We start from the raw sequence: 19,530 nt of genomic DNA on the forward strand, positions 1-19,530 counted from the left end.
AGATGAAAGGAAGTGCTGAATGAAGAGCAATGCCAGCAAGTTTCAAAATGGTGAATCTGTCCAAATTGTGAAAACAGGGGAAAGTGTCACTGTCATGCAATCAAAATATATAAAAAATATGAACCGTTACTCATACATTCTGAAGGAATACCCATCAACCTTTTATTTTGAAGAAGAATTAAACAAAAATCAATAAAAAAAGGATGACTATTAACGCACTTAGCGTTCATTAGTTCATCCTTTATTTTTTGTCTAGGCTTCTAATTGATTTTTCCCATCGTGTGATATCAGCTTGCTTTTAAATTTATCTGCCTGATGAAACCATCCTGTACAAGAGGAGAGGATCATTCCGTCTTTAGTCATTTGACAGACGGCCATATAAGGATAATGGTTTTTCGTGCGAAACCTCAAATCGAAAAATCGGATTTCATAGCCAGAAGGGATTGGGAGTACTACAGTATGAACGTGCTTTGAATTATTTAAAAAGTGGCCTATATTCTGATCCTTTTTTGCATTAGCTATGATAGAAGACTCTGGATCTGACTTTTCGAAAGTATGAATCAATTTAAGATCTTTCGACCGCAGTTCGAAAGATCTTAAACAGGAGTCTGTTTCAGAGACGATATGCCAGACGGACCAGAGAATGGTTGGAATGATTGTGATTGATCCAATTTCGCCTAATTTCTTCTTCTTCACCATAGTCAATGCTCTTCTGGAACTGAAAAATCGTTCTAAAAGATAAAGTCCAATTGTTGAATAGATCGACAGGAAAATGATCCCCGGTGAATCAAGCAAAACCCATAAAGCAAATCCTAATAAATGCAAAAATACAATAAGCGGGTCAAACAGCGGAATAAAATTCAGTGAAAGCCATTTTTTCGTAAAGGGTCTCGCTGCCTGTGTGCCGTATGCGTTACATATATCAAACATGACATGAAGCAGTACGGCAAGAAAGATCCACCCGGATAAATGCATCAGCTCAAGTGTTGAAAGATTCGAATGAAAAAGATAGATAATGCCAGTTAACAAACCAGTCCATATAAACCATGCAGGGATAGAATGTGACAGACCGCGGTGATGCTCTGTATACATTCCATTTCCTTTTACCATCTTGATTCCGTAATCAAAATCAGGAGCATTCGACCCAAGTACAGTACCGATTAGAACAGCTGATGCAAGTTCTGTGCCAGAAGCTACTGCAGGGTCAATAAAAGCAAGACCCGCAAGACCAAATCCCATCGTAATATGTGTGCTTGTATCCATATAGTGACCTCCAGGATTCTATTCCCCTTCATCCTGAAAAGCGGTCAGATTGTCACTGCGCTTTTATATATTTTTTCTCTTTAAAGATTGCAGCCTCTTTTACGATATCTTCCATAATCGTAAGCGAAGAGTTTGGATGATGAAGCCGTTTAATATTCCTCTTCATTCTTCTCAGCTTTTTGTCATCCTGAAGCAGGCTGCTGACAGCGTCATATACTTCTTCTGAACGGTTTACGACAAGAGCCGCCTCGTTTTCCTGGAAGAAGAGAGCATTTTCTTTTTCCTGGCCTGGCACAGGTTTATAAAGAATAACTGGCACACCGACTGCAGATGCTTCGCTCAGGGTGATGCCGCCTGGTTTTGTCACCATGCAGGAAGCGATTCGGAACAATTCATCAACACGCTCAACATAGCCGAGGAGTTTTAGGTTCTCTTTGTTCTTTCCGGTAATGCTCTCCAGGCTTTCTTTTAATGCAGTGTTGTTACCGCAGACAACAACAGTCTGCAGGTTTTTTTCTTCTAAAAATGATTCGCACAGCTCTTTAACATTTTTTAAAACTCCGTGCGCTCCCGCCATGACTAGCAGCGTTTTCTTGTCTGGATCTAAGTTGTATTTTCTATAAATAGTCTCTTCATTTAAATTTTCTTCAAATTGAGAGCGGATTGGAATGCCTGTTACCTTTACGGCAGCGGGATGAATTCCAAGACTCATGACTTTTTCTTTTACTCTTTTGCTTGCGACATAATATTTGTCTATGTTTTTATGAACCCATATTTTATGAAGGCAGAAATCTGTAAGAACATTAAAAGTCGGGATGATATTTCCCGTGCGCCTGCGGTATTCAGGTACGACAATGATCGGAAACGTATTAATAATGATGTCAGGCTGCTCTTTTTCAATAAGCTCGTGCAGTCTTTTGTTGCCCAGCTTAAAATAGAGGGTAAGCAGCTTCTTGTTGTAAATTTTATCTACACCATAGTAAAACATGCGGTAAAATTGCTTTCCGATCGTAAAGCTTTTTAAATAGAGGTACTGAGTAATCTCTGTAAATACAGGATTCGATTCCGCATATAATATCTGACACAACCACTTCCTCGATGCCCAGTTCCCTGCATTGCTTTACAAGTGTTTTTGAGACTTGAACGTGTCCATTCCCGTATTTTGCAGTTAAGATCAGAACTTTTGGTTTTTTTAACAATGCATTCACCTCAAATTTAATCTGAAAAACAAAGAAACATGTTTAACTATGACAAGCGTATCATATGAATGTTTAAGAAATATAAAGTTTACATAAAATTTAAATTAAATTCCGCTTAATTTTAACAAAATAATCCAATTATTGTAAGCATTATTTCAGAATCATTCCCATTCGTAAGGTGTTTCCTGGTAGACGCAATAATTTAGCCAGTTTGCAAATAAAAGATGTGCATGGGATTTCCATTTCTGTACCGGCTTTCTCCCCGGATCATTATCCTGAAAATAGGACAGCGGAATGGCGGTGTTCTTGCCTTTTGCGAGATCTCGTTCATACTCCTCTTTCAGGGTAAACAAATCGTATTCTGGATGACCTGTCAGAAATACTTGCTTTGCATCCCTTGAAGAGACCAGACAAACCCCGGCTTCAGCAGATTCACTGATAATGTCCAGTGCTTCAACCGCCTCAATATCTTGTCTCTTTATATCCGTATGCCGGGAATGCGGCACATAGTATTGATCATCGAAGCCTCTGACAATTTTTACAGAAGTATTACAAATATCATGTTTGAAAACACCGAAGCATTTTTCCTTCAGACTATATTTATTTACGCCGTAATGATAGTAAAGTCCTGCTTGTGCACCCCAGCATATATGCAGAGTTGAAGTGACATTCTGGTTTGTCCATTCAAAAATATCTTTGAGCTCTTCCCAGTAGGACACCTCTTCAAATTCCAGATGCTCAATCGGAGCCCCTGTTATAATCATTCCGTCAAATTTTTTATGGCGGATTTTATTAAACGTCGTATAAAACTGCTGAAGATGCTGCTGCTTTTCTGTTTTTGAAACATGTGTTTCAGGACGCAAAAAGGTAATGTTCAGCTGAAGCGGCGAGTTTCCAAGTAGGCGCAATAATTGCACCTCTGTTTTTTGTTTTTCGGGCATAATATTTAAAATCACAATATTTAAAGGCCTGATGTCCTGCTGATAGGCTCTGGCATCATCCATAATGAAGATGTTTTCTTTTTCAAGAATTTCTTTGGCGGGAAGGTCAGCTGGAATATTAATAGGCATGGAAGTACCTCAACTTTCTTTATCATTCTGAGTTTTCTCTATTATAGAAAGTTTAGAATAATAATTCAATTTGCTTTTGTGTTACAATTGTGCGTGGAATCTATATTTATAAGCAGAAAGTAGGGCGCAGTGTGTTAAAAATTAAACATAAATCAGACATTGAAATCGCTCAGGAAGCACCAATCAAGCCGATTCAGGAGATTATTGGCGGTCTTGATATTTTAGAAGATGAAATTGACTATTACGGAAAATTTAAAGCGAAAATATCTTTGGAATTTTTAGATCGGGTTAAAATGAAACCTGACGGAAAAGTGATACTGGTGACGGCCATTAATCCCACTCCTGCAGGAGAAGGAAAATCAACTGTAACTGTCGGGCTTGGCCAGGCGCTTAATCAGCTTAAGAAAAAAGCCGTCATTGCTATAAGGGAGCCTTCACTTGGACCTACAATGGGAATCAAGGGAGGAGCTGCCGGAGGAGGGTACTCACAAGTCATACCCATGGAAGAAATCAACCTGCATTTCACAGGTGACATTCACGCAATCACAACAGCAAATAATGCGTTGGCAGCACTGATTGACAATCATATACATCAAGGCAATGAATGCCGGATCGATCCGAGAAGAATCACTTGGAAAAGGGTAATGGATTTAAATGACCGGGCACTTAGAAATATAGTAATCGGACTTGGAGGACCTGCAAATGGAACACCGCGCGAAGATCATTTTGACATCACGGTTGCATCTGAAATTATGGCCATTCTGTGTTTGGCATCTGATCTCAATGATTTAAGCAGCAGACTTTCTAAAATTGTGATTGGCTTTTCCTATCAGCGGGAACCTGTAACAGTCGGCAATTTGGGATTTGAAGGAGCTCTTACACTTTTATTAAAAGACGCCTTGAAACCGAATATTGTTCAAACGCTTGAACATACACCGGCCATTATCCACGGCGGGCCATTTGCTAATATCGCTCACGGCTGCAATAGCCTTCTGGGAACAAAAATGGCTGCAAAGCTTGGTGACTATGTTGTGACGGAAGCAGGATTTGGAGCGGATCTCGGCGCAGAGAAATTTCTGCATATTAAAACCCGTGCAGGAGAATTTTCACCTGCTGCAGTTGTCATTGTTGCAACTGTAAGGGCTTTAAAAATGCATGGCGGCGTCCCAAAAGACCAGCTTGGCATCTCAGACAAAGAGGCAATGCTTGCAGGTGCAGAGAATCTCGCGAAGCATATAGAATCGATTGAAAAATTCGGACTTCCTTATGTAGTAGCCGTTAATCGTTTTGTGACAGACACACAGGAAGAAACCGATGCTCTTATGAAGTGGTGTGAGCTTCATTCTCATCCTGCAGCTCTCACGGAGGTCTGGGAAAAAGGCGGTGCCGGAGGAATTAAGCTTGCAGAAAAAGTGCTTGAAACAATCGAGAACACAGAAAATCACTTTGATTACTTGTATGACTTAAATGACAGTATTAAGGACAAAATTGAAAAAGTTGCCAAAGCCGTTTATGGAGCTAAAGCCGTTGATTTTTCTTCAAAGGCATTGAAACAAGTAAAGGATTTTGAACAGTACGGTTGGTCAAATTTGCCGATTTGCATGGCGAAAACTCAATACTCCCTTTCTGACCAGCCTGAGCTTCTTGGCCGACCGAAGGATTTTACACTGACTATTCGTGAACTTAAGCCATCAATTGGCGCGGGGTTCCTGGTTTGTTTAACAGGAGATATTATGACAATGCCGGGGCTGCCGAAAAAACCCGCTGCGCTTTCGATGAATGTAGATGAAAAAGGGAAGGCAAAAGGGCTGTTTTAATGTTTGATCCGACTGCTTTTGATAACTTGAAGGTTGTGCTGGAAGGGGCTATTTACGACGCAGATCTTGGCGGCGTCATAACCGTAATCGGCCGTAAAGACCTAGTAGATCTTGCTGCCATGTCAAGATGCTATCAAAATACGTTTCAGTTAAAAGAAGGAAATAAAACGGTTTCCGCTGAATTTCAGTTATCCATGAGCCTATCTCAATTATCCGGAGAACTATTAAAAACAAGTGCTGTTCCGGAGTGCGAAGTTATCTTAACCTTCCAATCATGTTCATCATTTGCTGAAACTCCTATCAAATCTATAGTTGAAGAGCTTTGGGGTGTTTATTCAATTACCCATCAGATTTCATACAAAGTTCCTTTTGAGCACTATCACCATACATTTAAAGTGCATTTCAACCGGCTTATAGGAGAAGAACAAGTAGATGACTTAATCACTATGACTGATCATGCCATCGATACTCTCGAAAAAATAAAAGAAGGAGCAAAGTGATGAGTATATTTGATATAAAAATAAAAACCATTAACGGTGAAGAACAATCTATGAGTATTTATAAAGGCAAGGTTCTTGTCATTGTAAACACAGCCAGTAAATGCGGCTTCACTCCGCAATATAAGGCGCTGCAGGAGCTTTATGAACGCTATCAATACGAGGGGCTTGAAATCCTGGGCTTTCCGTGCAATCAGTTTATGAGCCAGGAGCCGGGAGACGAAGAAGAAATCAAAAGCTTTTGCCAATTGAATTACGGTGTAACCTTTCCAATGTTTGCAAAAGTTGATGTAAACGGCTCTGATGCACATCCTCTTTTTACACATTTAACAAAAGAAGCGCCTGGACTTTTAGGTTCAAAAGCTGTGAAGTGGAATTTTACGAAATTTCTCTTAGATCGACATGGAAAAGCAGTCGAAAGGTTTTCGCCTAATACGGATCCTAAGGAAATGGAAGAGAAAATTCAGCAATTGTTAAAAGAAGAAGCCTGAGCAATCGGCTTCTTTTCTTATATCTTTGGCTTAGGAGGATTTTTCATGAAAATCATTGATGCTCATATGCATATCTCAAATATTCAAAGTTTTAAGCACACGGCTGAGACATTATCATTTGTCGACTATTCGATTGCCGGCCTGCAAAAAGAATATGAAGAAGAGGGTGTTGTCGCTGCAGTTGCCATGGGTGTAACAGAAACAAAGCCTGGGGGTTTTCCTGATCCCGATGCAAAAACGCCAATGGGAATTGATCTTGATGGTCCGGTTCCAAAAGAGTTTTTTTATTGTCCCGGTATAAATCCAAATAAATTGAATGATCAGAACCTGGTATTGCTTGAAAAATCGCTTCAGGATCCGCAGACTGCGGGAATTAAAATCTATTTAGGGTATTATCCTTATTACGCCTATGACAAAGTTTATGGGCCTGTATATGAGCTTGCAAAGGCATACCGGCTTCCAGTTGTCTTTCACACGGGAGATACATACTCAGAACGCGGACTATTAAAATACAGTCATCCGCTTACACTTGACGAAGTGGCAGTCGAAAACCGCGATATCCAGTTTATGATGGCGCATTTGGGAGATCCGTGGGTGCTGGACGGGGCAGAAGTTGTCAATAAAAATGACAATATGTTTGCAGATTTATCCGGACTGATTGTCGGCACAGAAAAGGATATTTCAGATAAAAAGAAAACAAGGTTTTTTGATCATCTGATGCATGCCTTATCATATTGTGAACACTATGAAAAGCTTATATTCGGTACGGACTGGCCATTAATTGGAGTCAAACCGTTTATAGATTTGTATAAAGAAATAATTCCTGAGGAGCATCACGAAAACTTTTTTTATAAGAATGCGCTGACATTATTTCCAAAATTAAATACTGTTTTAAAAGAGGATTCTTAATTGCGGATGCTTAATAAAAGGATAGGGATAGTTTAAATACTAAACAAAGGGGTAGTCATATATGAGGAGCAAAATTGCATGGGTAACTGACAGCACCGCAAGCATAGATGCAGAGCTGAAAGATCATCCAGACGTCTTCTGGGTGCCGATGGTGATCTGCATAAATGATGAAGAATATCTTGACGGAGTAAATCTTCAGGCTGATGATCTATATGTTTTATTAAAGGATTCATCTAATGCCATCACTACCTCACAGCCGCCTCCAGGTGCATTTATTGAGCTGTATACTAAGCTTGCAGAGGACTATGATGAAATTGTTTCTATCCACTTATCCAGTTTGCTTAGCGGTACATATACTTCTGCTGTACAGGCTGCTGCTGAAGTAGACATTCCTGTAACTGTTGTCGATTCTCTGACATTATCAGAACCTTTGACAAGGCTGGTTAAGGCAGCGGTAAAAATGCATGAATCCGGGCTAAAACCTGATGATATTGCATCAAAGCTTAAAACGCTCCGTGAAAATCACCGCACATATGTCCTGATCGGCGATTTAACAAGGCTCCATAAGAGCGGCAGAATGTCAGGGACACAATATATTATCTTGGAAGTCTATTAAACATCCAGCCAATTATCCGCGTGGAATCAGGCAAGCTTACCACAGCAGAAAAAGTAAGATCAGAGAAAAAAGGGTTTCAGTATATTATCAATCTAATTAAAGAAGGAAATCAAAATCACTCCATTCATGAAATAGCAATTTTATTCAGCTCCAAACTCGACAAGTCTTCTAAACTGTATGAAGTCCTTCAAAAAGAATTTCCTGACATCCATATCAAACTTGTTCCGCTCTGTACAACAATTGGAGTTCATACAGGAGAGGATGTCGTGGGCGTGACATGGTTTGAAGAATAGGAAGTGTCAATGTGAAACAAATAGCAGAAAATGTAGAAAAGTTTGTTAAAGCCCGCCTTGAAACAGAGGGGACGGGGCACGATTGGCTCCATATTGACAGAGTCCGCAGAACAGCTCTAAACCTTGCAAAAAAATACTCGTGTGATTTAACGATTATCGAACTATCCGCTTTATTGCATGATTTAATCGACGACAAACTGAGTGATGACATCCGGATGAAAACGGATGAGGTTGCAAATCTCTTGAGAGAAGAAGGACTCGATCCTGATTCGATTCAGGAAGTCCTGACCATTATTTCAACCATTTCCTTTAAAGGCGGAAAAAGGAGAGCGGTTTCTTCAATAGAAGCACAGATTGTCCAAGATGCAGACAGGCTGGATGCGATGGGCGCAATTGGCATAGCCAGAGTCTTCTCTTACGGAGGTTCAAAAGGAAATCTAATCTATGATCCTGCCATTCCAGTACGTGACAGCATGACCTACGAAGAATACCGTACAATTAAATCAACTTCAATCAATCATTTCTATGAAAAACTGCTGAAGCTCAAGGATTTAATGAATACGGAAGAAGGCAAAATGGTCGCGCTGCAGCGTCACCAGTTCATGGTCGACTACTTGTCTCAATTTTTTCTTGAATGGGAAGGACCAAACAGAGGGCTATAAGCCGGATTCTCGAAATGGCATGAACTCTTTCAGCTATGTTAGAATGATTGCAGAGATTAAACAGGGAGTGACATGGCTTTGAATATTAAATCGATTGAACCGACTCCAAGTCCAAATACGATGAAAGTTATTTTAGACGAAGAGCTGCCAGGCGGAAAAAGCAATAATTATAAAAAAGAAACTGCAGAAGGAGCGCCTCAAGTCATACAGGAAATCCTGAAAGTTGAAGGTGTAAAAGGTGTTTATCATGTTGCAGATTTCCTTGCTGTAGAGCGCAATGCGAAATTTGACTGGAAAGAAATTCTCCCTAAAGTCCGCGCTGCCTTTGGTGAAAGTGTTGAAGCGGGAGCAGAAAACAAACCTCAAATCAACGAACATTTTGGAGAAGTGAATGTGCACATTCAAATGTTCAGCGGAATCCCGATGCAGGTAAAGCTTTCGGACGGGGAGACTGAAAAAAGATTCGGATTGCCGGAACGCTTTCAAAAAGCCGTCCTGCAGGCACAGCAAAATGCAGATAACGTCGTTCTTGAAAGAAAGTGGAAAGAACAAGGCGTCAGATACGGAGATTTGGATGAAATCGGCAAGGATGTTGTTGAAGAGCTTCAGGCTGCGTACAGCGATGAACGGTTAACAAAAATGACAGAAGCACTACTGCAAAAAGATAAAGCAGAACCGGTTCCTGCCCGCAAATCGTATGAAGTTACCACGAGTATGCTTGATGAACCCGATTGGACTGTCCGGTATGCGCATCTGGAGCAGATGAACCCGAAAGAAAGTGATTTGCCCGTTTTAGACAAAGCGCTGAATGACGAGAAAGCGTCCATACGCAGACTTGCTGCTGTCTATTTAGGAATGATTGAGGAACCAGCTGTTCTTCCATACCTTTACAAAGCATTGAAAGATAAATCCGTAACGGTCCGCAGAACAGCGGGAGATTGTCTCTCAGACATTGGTGACCCAAGTGCCATGCAGGAAATGATGCTTGCCTTAAAGGATAAAAACAAGCTTGTCAGATGGAGAGCGGCCATGTTTTTATATGAGGTAGGCGATAAAAGTGCTCTGGAAGCCTTAAAACAAGCTGAAAATGACCCTGAGTTTGAAGTCAGCCTTCAAATCAAAATGGCGATCGAACGAATTGAAGGCGGAGAAGAAGCGAAAGGCTCTGTCTGGAAGCAAATGACGGAAAGCAGAAAGTAATTAGAAAAAAAGACTAAATCATCTAAACTGATTTAGTCTTTTTGTGAGTAAAAAAGGCTCTTTAAGCAACCTAAAAGGTCGCAAGATGCTTTGGGGTAGCTGAAATACCTGGGTTCTGGGGGCCTGTATGAATCCCCATAAACAGCTCAATTCGAGGAATCAGGTAATCATAGAGCACGTATGAGACCCTAAACCAGCTTCGAATCCAGGAATCGGGTAATCAAAGAGTCCGTATGAGACCCTAAACCAGCTCAAATCCAGGCATTGGGTAATCATAGAGCACGTATGAGATGCTAAACCAGCTCAAATCCAGGCATTGGGTAATCATAAAGCTCGTATGGTGCCCCAAACCAGCTAAACTCCAGGCATTGGGTAATCATAGAGCCTGTTTGAGACCCTAAACCAGCTCAAATCCATGCATATAGGGTAATCATAGAGCTCGTATGGTGCCCCAAACCAGCTAAACTCCAGGCATTGGGTAATCATAGAGCCTGTATGAAACCCAAAACCAGCTCAAATCCATGCATTAGGTAATCATAGAGCTCGTATGGTGCCACAAACTAACTCAACTCAGGCATCGGGTAATCATACAGTACGTATAAGACCCTAAACCAGCTTCAAATCCAGGTATCGGGTAATCATAGAGCACGAATGAGACCCTAAACCAGCCCAAATCCAAGCATTGGATAATCATAAAGCACGAATGAGACCCTAAACCAGCCCAAATCCAGGCATTGGGTAATCATAAACCTCGTATGGTGTCCCAAACCAGCTTAAATCCAGGAATCAGGTAATCATAGAGCACGAATGAGACCCTAAACCAGCCCAAATCCAAGCATTGGATAATCATAAAGTACGTATGAGACCCTTAACCAGCTCAACTCCAGGCATTAGGTAAGCATAGAGCCGTATTGTGCCAAACCCATAAATCGGGTAATCCTCTTGTTGCTGTTATGTAAAGAAGCAGCTTTTTTTGCCTTGAAAAAAGCATGAAATGAAACTTTATACCTGAATGAATAACATGCATTATGAACACTGGCACTAATTTTGGAAAAAGGATGGATGAGCGAATGACACATTCCCCTAAGGCTGCATTTGATAAATTAGCCGGTATTTATGAACGGCAAGTAGATCAAGACAGCCCATACAATACGGATTACGAACGCCCTGCGATGCTAAGCATGATTCCAGAACAACTGGACGGCTTGGCTATCCTTGATGCTGGCTGTTCAGCAGGCTGGTATACAAAAACGTTTCTTGAAAAAGGCGCTGACGTAACAGCTATAGATATCAGCCCAGAAATGGCGAAGGCTGCAAGACGGAGAACGGGAGGCGCAGCCCGTATTATTTGTCATGATTTAAATCAGCCTCTTCCATTTGAAAATCATTCTTTTGATATGATTGTCAGTTCACTCACTCTGCATTACTGTAAAGACTGGTTTCCTATTTTTAAAGAGTTCAGCAGAGTACTGAAGCCAAAAGGGCGGCTTGTCTTTTCCACGCATCATCCATTTATGGATTTTAAACTTTTTAAATGTGAAAACTACTTTGAAGAAGTGCTGCTTCATGACACTTGGGAGAAAGCGGGTTCATCTTTTGAGGTCAGCTTTTACCGTAAACCGATGGAGAAAATTGTAACCGAAACAAGCCGTTTTTTTGTTATAGATGAACTGTCTGAACCAAGGGGTACAGAGAGCTTTAAGAAAAATCATCCAGCGAACTATGAATATGTTATGACAAACCCTCATTTTCTTATCATAAAAGCAACATCAAGAAAAATGGAAGATTAGGGGCAAAAGAGGAGATAAAATTAATGATTATATTAAAAAGCGAAAGAGAAATTAACCAAATGCATGAGGCAGGCAAACTGCTCGCTTCATGTCATAAAGAAGTGGCTAAGTTAATTAAGCAAGGTGTCACGACACTTGAAATTGACGCTTTCGTAGATGACTATCTAAAAAAACATGGAGCAACAGCAGAGCAAAAAGGCTATAAAGGGTATGAATATGCAACTTGTGCTTCTGTAAATGATGAAATCTGTCATGGATTTCCCAGTAAAAAACCATTGAAAAACGGTGATATTGTCACAATCGATTTCGTCGTTAATTTAAATGGAGCATTGGCTGATTCTGCCTGGACACATTCTGCAGGCATTATATCCGAAGAAGCGCAAAAGTTAATGGATGTTACTAAAACAGCCATGTATAAAGGGATTGAGCAGGCAGTCATCGGCAACCGCCTCGGTGACATCGGTCATGCGATTCAGTCTTACGCAGAAGGAGAATCATTTTCTGTCGTACGAGACTTTACAGGTCATGGCATCGGGGAAAACGATGCATGAGGAGCCGACCGTGCTTCATTATGGCAAACCAGGCAAGGGGCTAAGACTCAGAGAAGGGATGGTCATTACAATAGAGCCAATGTTAAACGCAGGCACATGGTATTCTAAAATGGATGATAACGGCTGGACGGCACGGACAGTAGATGGGAAATTGTCTGCTCAGTATGAACACACTGTTGCGATTACAAAAAACGGCCCGTTTATTTTAACAGAACAATAAGATCTAGGAATGAAGCGTACCTCTGTAAACCTTAAACAGAGGTTGCTTTTTTTCTATCAAGGAGGCTTGATGAAGGAGCAGATTGACAATTCATGTGAATTTAGCTTTTTTAACATATTATTTTTATAAATTATGCGAATATTGTTGAAATACTAATGAATTCGGACTATAGTATATAACAATACAAATTTAACGGGGTGAAGAAAGTGAGCAAAAAAGATCTTAGAATCAAAAGTAAAGTAATCAGCGATGATATGAAACGAATGCCTAACCGCGCCATGCTTCGTGCGGTAGGACTTAAGGATGAGGACTTTCAAAAGCCGATGATCGGCATTGCCTCTACGTGGAGCGAAGTCACTCCTTGCAATATACATATTGATAAGCTTGCAGAGCTGTCTAAAAAAGGCGCCAGTTCAGCTGGTGGTGCAGCACTTATTTTCGGAACAATTACTGTTTCTGATGGTATCTCAATGGGAACCGAGGGTATGCGCTACTCTCTTCCAAGCCGTGAAGTCATTGCAGACTCGATTGAAACAGTTGTCGGAGCTGAGAATTTAGATGCCTTTGTTGCAATCGGAGGCTGTGACAAAAACATGCCGGGCTGTATGATCGCAATTGCGCGTGCCGAGGTTCCGGCTGTTTTCGTATACGGCGGAACGATTAAACCTGGAAGATTAAACGACAAAGACATTGATATCGTTTCTGCATTTGAAGGGGTAGGGAAATTTAATAACGGTGATATTGACAGCGACGGATTGCATCAGATTGAATGCCATGCCTGTCCTGGTGCGGGTTCCTGCGGAGGAATGTATACAGCAAATACGATGGCATCAGCTATTGAAGCAATGGGAATGAGCCTCCCTGGCAGCTCATCTAATCCTGCTGAATCAGAATTTAAAGAAAATGATTGCTATGAAGCAGGCCAGGCTGTTTATCGCATGCTTGAACAAGACATTTATCCAAAAGATATTATGACTAAAAAAGCATTTGAAAATGCTATCACAGTTGTTATGGCTCTCGGTGGATCAACAAATGCCATTCTTCATTTAATGGCTATTGCCCATTCCATTGATGTAGATCTATCTCTTGAGGACTTTGAGCGCATCCAAAGAACCGTTCCTCACATTGCTGATCTAAAACCAAGCGGAAAATACGTGATGCAGGATCTGCACGAAGCGGGTGGTGTGCCTGCTGTTATGAAGCTTTTGCTTGAGCATGGCTTGATTCATGGAGATTGTTTAACGGTAACAGGAAAAACAATTGCAGAAAATCTTAGAGAGCAGGAAGGCCTGAGAGAGGGTCAAAAAGTCATTTATCCCCTTGAGCAGGCATTAAGGAAAGATGGCCCGCTTGTTATTTTAAAAGGGAATTTATCTCCAAGCGGAGCAGTTGCCAAGGTTTCTGGTCTAAAAGTAACGAAAATGACAGGTCCAGCAAAAGTATTTGATACAGAAGAGGAAGCAACAGAAGCAGTATTAACAAATGAAGTAGTTGCAGGCGACGTTCTGATTATTCGCTACGAAGGGCCAAAGGGCGGTCCTGGAATGCCTGAGATGCTGTCTCTTTCCTCTATCATTGTAGGGAAGGGGTTAGGAGAGAGTGTTGCTCTTCTAACAGATGGCCGCTTCTCTGGAGGCACTCATGGCCTTGTTGTAGGCCACATCACTCCGGAAGCTCAAGTAGGCGGACCGATCGCTCTTGTGAAGTCAGGCGACTTAATTACGGTTGATAGTGATAACCGTGAGCTTCGTCTCCATGTTTCTGATGAAGAATTAGCAGAAAGAAGACTTACTTGGTCTGCTCCGCCGCTTAGAAAGCGCGGAGTATTAGGAAAATATGCAAGAACTGTTTCATGTGCTTCGCAGGGTGCAGTTACAGATGCATTTGAAGATGTTAAGGAATCGCAGAAAACACACTGAGGCTCGTTTGTTGAATTGTCATTCCTCCTGTAGTATTCTTTTACTACATGCGAAGGTTTAGGAGGAATGATTATGTCAATGGCATATGAAGAATACATGCGTCAAATGGTGAAGCCAATGCGCGCTGAGCTTACGAACGCAGGGTTTAACGAATTAACAACCGAAGAAGACGTAAAAGAATTTATGGAACGTGCTGAAGGTACGACATTGGTTGTTGTGAATTCTGTCTGCGGTTGTGCAGCAGGACTTGCAAGACCGGCTGCCACTCAGGCTGTTATGCAGGCTGAGCATGCACCACATAATCTTGTGACAGTTTTCGCTGGACAGGATAAAGATGCCACAGCTGCGATGAGAGAGTACTTTGAAGGCTATGAACCTTCATCTCCTTCTATGGCACTTCTTAAAGGAAAAGATGTGGTTCACTTTATTCCTCGTCACGAAATTGAAGGCAGCTCAATTGAACATATCATGGAAAATTTATTAAATGCATTTGAAGTTAATAAATAATGGAAAGGATGCCTATTAGGGCATCCTTTTTTATGAATGAAGAATGATACGGAGTGAAAGACTTTGATTGTAACAACAGCAGGCAGGACAAATCTTGAGATGATCAAACTCGCGGAAGAGATTTCTTCTGATTTAAAAGCTGAATATAAAGCCCGAAAAAAACGATCCATAGCCAAAATGAAGGAAGAATATAATTCGGATGTACTCGTCGTTGGGCAGAACCGGCTGGAACTCCATGAGGCAGGGAACACCGATCCTTTCTTCTTCCATCCTAATTCAGCCATGTTCCGTCTGAAACGATTGCAAAAAGGGGAGAGTGATCCTTTAATTTTTGCATCAGATTTAAAAGAAGGAGATCGTTTTTTAGATTGCACATTGGGACTTGGATCCGACAGTATAATAGCAAGCTACGCGGCTGGTGAAACAGGAATGATCACAGCAGCTGAAGCGAATCAACTCGTTGCTTACCTCGTTGAAAAAGGTCTCAGCAAATGGGAAACAGGAATGGCAGAATTTGATAAAAGTATGCGCAGAATCCAAGTTGTAGGAATGAATCATGCAGAATACTTACAATCCTTAGACACAAATTCATATGATGTTGTCTATTTTGACCCAATGTTTGAGGAGCAAATAGATGAATCACATGGGATCGAACACTTAAGGTCACTGAGTGTGCATCAGGAGATTACAGAAGACATTATCAAAGAAGCTAAACGGGTGGCTAAAAAAAGAATTGTTTTAAAAAACCACTACAAAAGTGCCTCTTTTGAAAAACTTGGCTTTCATGTTTATAAACGAAAATCAGCGAAATTCCATTTTGGTGTGATAGAAATAAAAGATTCGTGAAAAATAGGATGAGGAGGTGCTTATCTAATGTCAAAACGCAAGAGTGATCCATCAAAATCACAGCTTGGTTCTCCGGAAGTTCAAGGTCAGGGGACAACAGCAAGTGAAACAGGCCGCAAGCAATCTTCAGCAAATAAAAAGCAGAAACAGTAATAAGTAAAAAACTCATGGCGAGCGCCATGAGTTTTTTTAATCTGTTATTTCTGCGAAAATAAAATATGCCAGAGTCACGAATGATGCAATAATAAACACTGATTCAAAACCCATTCTGATTCACTCCAATAGTGTGAAAGTATTTTATTTCCAACCTCTTCTTTAGTGTAAACTTTTTCATCTCTTTTTAAAACCTTTTAAGGCACTAGATTTTCTTTTTTTGCGAAAAATTTCTATAAATTTAGAATTTATCTATGATAGAATAATATTATAATAGGAAGACTGGGAGGAATAGAGAACATGATGAACAAATGGATGCGGAAAACGCTTGTCATCTTATTTACTATTGCAACCTTCGGATTGGTCGCTCCTCCAGCTGCCCTCACAGTCGAGGAACATTCCTCTGAAGATTCATCTGCTAAATTAACCAACTCAGACAAACACTTTTTTACTGATGAAACCGCTTACTGGCAACAGCCTAAAGAGTCCTCCATCTCAACTTTTGTTAAAGCAGCCGAGGTTCAGTCCTTTCAAAAATTCGGAGACAGAATCGGAACCGTCATTGAGGATGAATTCAGGCAGATCATTCTTCCGAAAATAGAAGAAGCCATAAAACAATATGTTGATGAGTACTCTGATGAAGATATTCAGGATTTGGCCATTTCAAAAAAACCTGCAGACGGCAAAGGCGAGAAAATCTTTCACCTGTATAACAAACAGACAGGACAGGATGTACTTAGATTTCATGTCCGCCGCGATCATCCGCCAAAGCAGGGGTATTGGTTTAATTTTCATTATCATACGCACCACGATTCTTTTCAAAAGCATCATGAACTTGGCAGCATCTACTGGAATCAGAACATGCCGCCAAATTGGATGACACATTAAAGGGGTGCAATGGCCATTGAGTAAATACACAATCGATGAAATGGTAAAAACGACGAAAGAAATGCTGAATGACAGGGGTGTTACATTAGAGGATATCGCTGATATTGTGATGACACTTCAGCGAAAATACATCCCGAATATTACACTTGAAGATTGTGTTGAAAATGTAGAGAAGGTCCTTAATAAACGTGAAATTGTGCATGCCGTGCTGACTGGTCTTGCCCTTGATCAGCTTGCTGAACAAAACTTGCTTCCGCAGCCGCTGCAGCATCTTGTTGAAACAGATGAACCTCTTTATGGCATTGATGAAATCATTCCGCTTTCCATCGTAAATGTATATGGCTCTATCGGATTGACCAATTTCGGTTATTTGGATAAAGAAAAATTCGGAATCATCAAAGCTCTGGATGAACACAGCGGAAATCGCGTGAATACATTTCTTGATGACCTGGTTGCAGCACTTGCCGCTGCTGCAGCAAGCAGAATGGCACACCGGGCCCGGGATATTGCAGATGGCAGACAGACTCAGGCTACTATATAAAGATTAAAGCCCCTGATTTTATATCATGGGCTTTTTTTATTTTAGCTGAAACTTTTCTTGCGCCCAAACGTATTAAACTTCGGAAGGCTGAATAAATAAAGATGTATATTTTATGACTAATAATCAAAATACTTAACAAGCAATCTTTTATTCAGTATAATGAAAAAGTTAACGTAATATTTAGGAGGAAATGGTAGATGTCAATTTTGCAAGGAATGCTTGACACGTACGCACAATTTTTCAATTGGGAAATGTGGGGACAAGTCCTTACAGATCCGGTTTCATGGGGACTTATTGGTACATTAGTTATTCTCGAAGGGTTATTATCAGCAGATAACGCTCTTGTACTGGCTGTAATGGTAAGACATTTACCTGAAAAGCAAAGAAAAAAAGCGTTATTCTACGGTTTGCTTGGAGCATACATCTTCCGTTTCATTGCTATCGGTGTCGGTGTATTCTTAATTAAACTATGGTGGGTCAAAATATTAGGTGCCGCTTATCTCGCTTGGCTTGCTGTCAAATACTTCATGGATAAATCAAAAGAAAATGCTGAAGGTGATGAAGAGCACGGCGGCATGAATAAAAATGGCCTTCTTATCCGCCTCTTCGGAACATTCTGGGGAACAGTTGTTGCAGTTGAATTAATGGATATTGCATTCTCTGTAGACAGCGTTCTTGCAGCGTTCGGCGTCAGTGAGCAGGTATGGGTCCTTCTTCTCGGAGGAGTTCTTGGGGTTCTTATGATGCGAGGAGTTGCAGGTGTCTTCCTTAAATTGATCGACAGAGTTCCTGAACTTGAAACAACTGCTTATATTCTTATTGCTCTAATCGCTATCAAAATGGGATTAAGTGTTGCAGGTGTTCATATTGAGCACTCCGTATTCTTCATCATCATTCTAGTGATGTTCGCAGGTACATTTGCTCTTAACTATTACCGCAAAAAATCAAGCCAAAGCAACAGCACTGGCGTTTGATCCGTCAGTAAAAAAGCCGCATTTGCGGCTTTTTTTATTTGTCCTCGTTTTTCTATAGGATTCCTCTGAAATATAAATAAAAAATGGATATTAGTCCGATTGATGTGAGTCCGTCGAGAACCATGTAGCTTTTAAGCGTCATAACTTCAATCACTTCTTGTGTCAGCTGCTGCCGCTGTTGATAAGGAATATTCCTGTTTAATAGCATCCTCATGTTTTTCACCCAATTTCCATGATAATTTCCATCATATGGTGAAGTTTGCATAAAAGTTACAGATTCCAATATCTGTTCGGCACAAAATTAATATGTTACTATTTTCATATATATATTGTTCGAAACAGTCAGAAAATCCTTCAAGGAGTTATACATATATTATGAAAATCAAAATGCTTGTTCTCTTCATCTCGCTTATATCGATGTTTTCTATCTATCAATTTGTTTTTGCAGATGCTCCGTCAGGCAGTCTTCTTAAAGATCATTCGCTTTCTTCTAAGGTCTCGCTATCATCAAGCTCAGCGCTTTACAAAATGGTTTATGTACCAGATCATTCCTTTTCAGAAAAAGATGCAGAAGTTATGCTGAACCATTTAAATCATGTTCACCCTATCATTTTGACAAAAGCTCTTCAGCAAAACGTGACAATTAAATTGTTTACAGGGAAGTTAACTGATGAGGAGGGCCTTGAGCATTTATCAGGACTGACTCCCCGGGGCTATGGAACGGAATCAGTCTGGGACACCGTGCCTGGAATGACGGAAGATAATAGAGTCTTTGTCAAAATTGGCCACAGTCAATATGGCCAGGGACATGGATCTGTCTCGCTTGAGCTTCATGAGTTTGCACATGCTGCAGATCGGAATGTGTTTTCAAACATAAGAAGCAATCCTTTTTATTTGAATATATGGAAGCAGGAGGCCGGTCTGCTCTTTTCAGGTAAAACATACTTTGAACGTTTTCCTGAAGAATATTTTGCAGAGATTTTTGCCATGTATTATTTGAATGAAAAAACAAAAGATGAGCTGCTTCATAAGGCTCCGCTGTCTTATAGATTTATTTCGAAACTTCATAAAACGGTAGAAAACTAGAGAAACTTCCTATACAATTATCTCTAGTATCTAAACGA

21 protein-coding genes and 2 pseudogenes are annotated in these 19,530 nt (G+C 40.6%); 19 read left to right on the forward strand and 4 right to left on the reverse strand.

Features of this window, described 5'->3' with window-relative positions:
• Nucleotides 1–19: 19 nt before the first annotated feature.
• Nucleotides 20–196: a hypothetical protein gene (locus QFZ72_RS11335; RefSeq protein WP_252201161.1), complete on the forward strand. Its 177-nt coding sequence runs from the start codon at nucleotides 20–22 to the stop codon at nucleotides 194–196.
• Between the two features lie 56 nt (nucleotides 197–252).
• Here the strand turns inward: QFZ72_RS11335 and QFZ72_RS11340 are convergent, their stop codons facing one another.
• The 3 genes and pseudogenes from QFZ72_RS11340 to metA form a co-directional block, all read right to left on the reverse strand.
• A complete protein-coding gene (locus tag QFZ72_RS11340; protein ID WP_307433211.1) occupies nucleotides 253–1,263 on the reverse strand; it encodes a metal-dependent hydrolase in 1,011 nt (336 codons plus the stop codon).
• 52 nt (nucleotides 1,264–1,315) lie between these two features.
• Nucleotides 1,316–2,462: pseudogene (locus QFZ72_RS11345) on the reverse strand (diglucosyl diacylglycerol synthase).
• 161 nt (nucleotides 2,463–2,623) lie between these two features.
• The gene (gene metA, locus QFZ72_RS11350; protein ID WP_307433214.1) at nucleotides 2,624–3,532 is read right to left on the reverse strand and encodes a homoserine O-acetyltransferase MetA; all 909 of its coding nucleotides are present in this window, start codon (nucleotides 3,530–3,532) and stop codon (nucleotides 2,624–2,626) included.
• A 131-nt stretch (nucleotides 3,533–3,663) separates the two neighbouring features.
• On the opposite strand from metA, the gene QFZ72_RS11355 reads away from it, so the two are divergent.
• The 17 genes and pseudogenes from QFZ72_RS11355 to QFZ72_RS11435 all read left to right on the forward strand — a co-directional run bounded on the left by QFZ72_RS11355 (nucleotide 3,664) and on the right by QFZ72_RS11435 (nucleotide 18,406).
• Entirely contained in the window at nucleotides 3,664–5,349 is a 1,686-nt protein-coding gene (locus QFZ72_RS11355; protein ID WP_307433217.1) for a formate--tetrahydrofolate ligase, read from the forward strand.
• On the forward strand, nucleotides 5,349–5,849 hold the full coding sequence (locus tag QFZ72_RS11360; RefSeq protein ID WP_307433220.1) for a hypothetical protein: 501 nt from the start codon (nucleotides 5,349–5,351) through the stop codon (nucleotides 5,847–5,849). The genes QFZ72_RS11355 and QFZ72_RS11360 overlap by 1 nt, the downstream gene beginning before the upstream one ends.
• Nucleotides 5,849–6,337 (forward strand): glutathione peroxidase, encoded by a 489-nt coding sequence (locus QFZ72_RS11365; RefSeq protein ID WP_307433222.1) that lies wholly within the window; start codon nucleotides 5,849–5,851, stop codon nucleotides 6,335–6,337. The genes QFZ72_RS11360 and QFZ72_RS11365 overlap by 1 nt, the downstream gene beginning before the upstream one ends.
• A 45-nt stretch (nucleotides 6,338–6,382) precedes the next feature.
• The gene (locus QFZ72_RS11370; RefSeq protein WP_307433224.1) at nucleotides 6,383–7,246 is read left to right on the forward strand and encodes an amidohydrolase family protein; all 864 of its coding nucleotides are present in this window, start codon (nucleotides 6,383–6,385) and stop codon (nucleotides 7,244–7,246) included.
• Nucleotides 7,247–7,307: 61 nt separating this feature from the next.
• On the forward strand, nucleotides 7,308–7,862 hold the full coding sequence (locus tag QFZ72_RS11375) for a DegV family protein (RefSeq protein WP_307433227.1): 555 nt from the start codon (nucleotides 7,308–7,310) through the stop codon (nucleotides 7,860–7,862).
• A 20-nt stretch (nucleotides 7,863–7,882) separates the two neighbouring features.
• Complete coding sequence (locus QFZ72_RS11380) at nucleotides 7,883–8,155, forward strand: DegV family protein (protein WP_307433230.1); 273 nt, start codon at nucleotides 7,883–7,885, stop codon at nucleotides 8,153–8,155.
• Between the two features lie 11 nt (nucleotides 8,156–8,166).
• Nucleotides 8,167–8,817 carry an HD domain-containing protein gene (locus QFZ72_RS11385; protein ID WP_307433233.1) on the forward strand — a complete coding sequence of 217 codons (651 nt, stop codon included), beginning with the start codon at nucleotides 8,167–8,169 and terminating at the stop codon, nucleotides 8,815–8,817.
• A gap of 78 nt (nucleotides 8,818–8,895) precedes the next feature.
• Nucleotides 8,896–10,017: a conserved virulence factor C family protein gene (locus QFZ72_RS11390; protein WP_307433235.1), complete on the forward strand. Its 1,122-nt coding sequence runs from the start codon at nucleotides 8,896–8,898 to the stop codon at nucleotides 10,015–10,017.
• A 1,070-nt stretch (nucleotides 10,018–11,087) separates the two neighbouring features.
• The gene (locus QFZ72_RS11395; protein WP_307433238.1) at nucleotides 11,088–11,807 is read left to right on the forward strand and encodes a class I SAM-dependent methyltransferase; all 720 of its coding nucleotides are present in this window, start codon (nucleotides 11,088–11,090) and stop codon (nucleotides 11,805–11,807) included.
• 23 nt (nucleotides 11,808–11,830) lie between these two features.
• Nucleotides 11,831–12,578 (forward strand): annotated as a pseudogene (map, locus tag QFZ72_RS11400) (type I methionyl aminopeptidase).
• A 206-nt stretch (nucleotides 12,579–12,784) separates the two neighbouring features.
• The gene (gene ilvD, locus QFZ72_RS11405; protein WP_307433241.1) at nucleotides 12,785–14,497 is read left to right on the forward strand and encodes a dihydroxy-acid dehydratase; all 1,713 of its coding nucleotides are present in this window, start codon (nucleotides 12,785–12,787) and stop codon (nucleotides 14,495–14,497) included.
• Between the two features lie 72 nt (nucleotides 14,498–14,569).
• A complete protein-coding gene (locus QFZ72_RS11410) occupies nucleotides 14,570–15,004 on the forward strand; it encodes a BrxA/BrxB family bacilliredoxin (protein WP_307433244.1) in 435 nt (144 codons plus the stop codon).
• Between the two features lie 63 nt (nucleotides 15,005–15,067).
• Entirely contained in the window at nucleotides 15,068–15,850 is a 783-nt protein-coding gene (locus tag QFZ72_RS11415; protein ID WP_307433247.1) for a class I SAM-dependent methyltransferase, read from the forward strand.
• Between the two features lie 27 nt (nucleotides 15,851–15,877).
• Nucleotides 15,878–16,003, forward strand: a complete 126-nt coding sequence (locus QFZ72_RS11420; protein WP_307433249.1) for a YuzL family protein — start codon at nucleotides 15,878–15,880, stop codon at nucleotides 16,001–16,003.
• Nucleotides 16,004–16,306: 303 nt separating this feature from the next.
• The gene (locus QFZ72_RS11425) at nucleotides 16,307–16,891 is read left to right on the forward strand and encodes a YpjP family protein (protein WP_307439714.1); all 585 of its coding nucleotides are present in this window, start codon (nucleotides 16,307–16,309) and stop codon (nucleotides 16,889–16,891) included.
• A gap of 16 nt (nucleotides 16,892–16,907) precedes the next feature.
• Nucleotides 16,908–17,432 carry a phosphatidylglycerophosphatase A family protein gene (locus tag QFZ72_RS11430; RefSeq protein ID WP_252201136.1) on the forward strand — a complete coding sequence of 175 codons (525 nt, stop codon included), beginning with the start codon at nucleotides 16,908–16,910 and terminating at the stop codon, nucleotides 17,430–17,432.
• Nucleotides 17,433–17,629: 197 nt separating this feature from the next.
• A complete protein-coding gene (locus QFZ72_RS11435; protein WP_307433255.1) occupies nucleotides 17,630–18,406 on the forward strand; it encodes a TerC family protein in 777 nt (258 codons plus the stop codon).
• A 52-nt stretch (nucleotides 18,407–18,458) separates the two neighbouring features.
• Here QFZ72_RS11435 and QFZ72_RS11440 read toward each other — a convergent pair whose 3' ends face one another.
• Nucleotides 18,459–18,620, reverse strand: a complete 162-nt coding sequence (locus QFZ72_RS11440; protein ID WP_307433258.1) for a hypothetical protein — start codon at nucleotides 18,618–18,620, stop codon at nucleotides 18,459–18,461.
• Between the two features lie 161 nt (nucleotides 18,621–18,781).
• On the opposite strand from QFZ72_RS11440, the gene QFZ72_RS11445 reads away from it, so the two are divergent.
• Nucleotides 18,782–19,492, forward strand: a complete 711-nt coding sequence (locus QFZ72_RS11445) for an anthrax toxin lethal factor-related metalloendopeptidase (RefSeq protein WP_307433261.1) — start codon at nucleotides 18,782–18,784, stop codon at nucleotides 19,490–19,492.
• Nucleotides 19,493–19,530 lie beyond the last annotated feature (38 nt).

It is taken from the genome of Bacillus sp. V2I10 (assembly GCF_030817055.1).
Taxonomy (GTDB): domain Bacteria; phylum Bacillota; class Bacilli; order Bacillales; family Bacillaceae; genus Bacillus_P.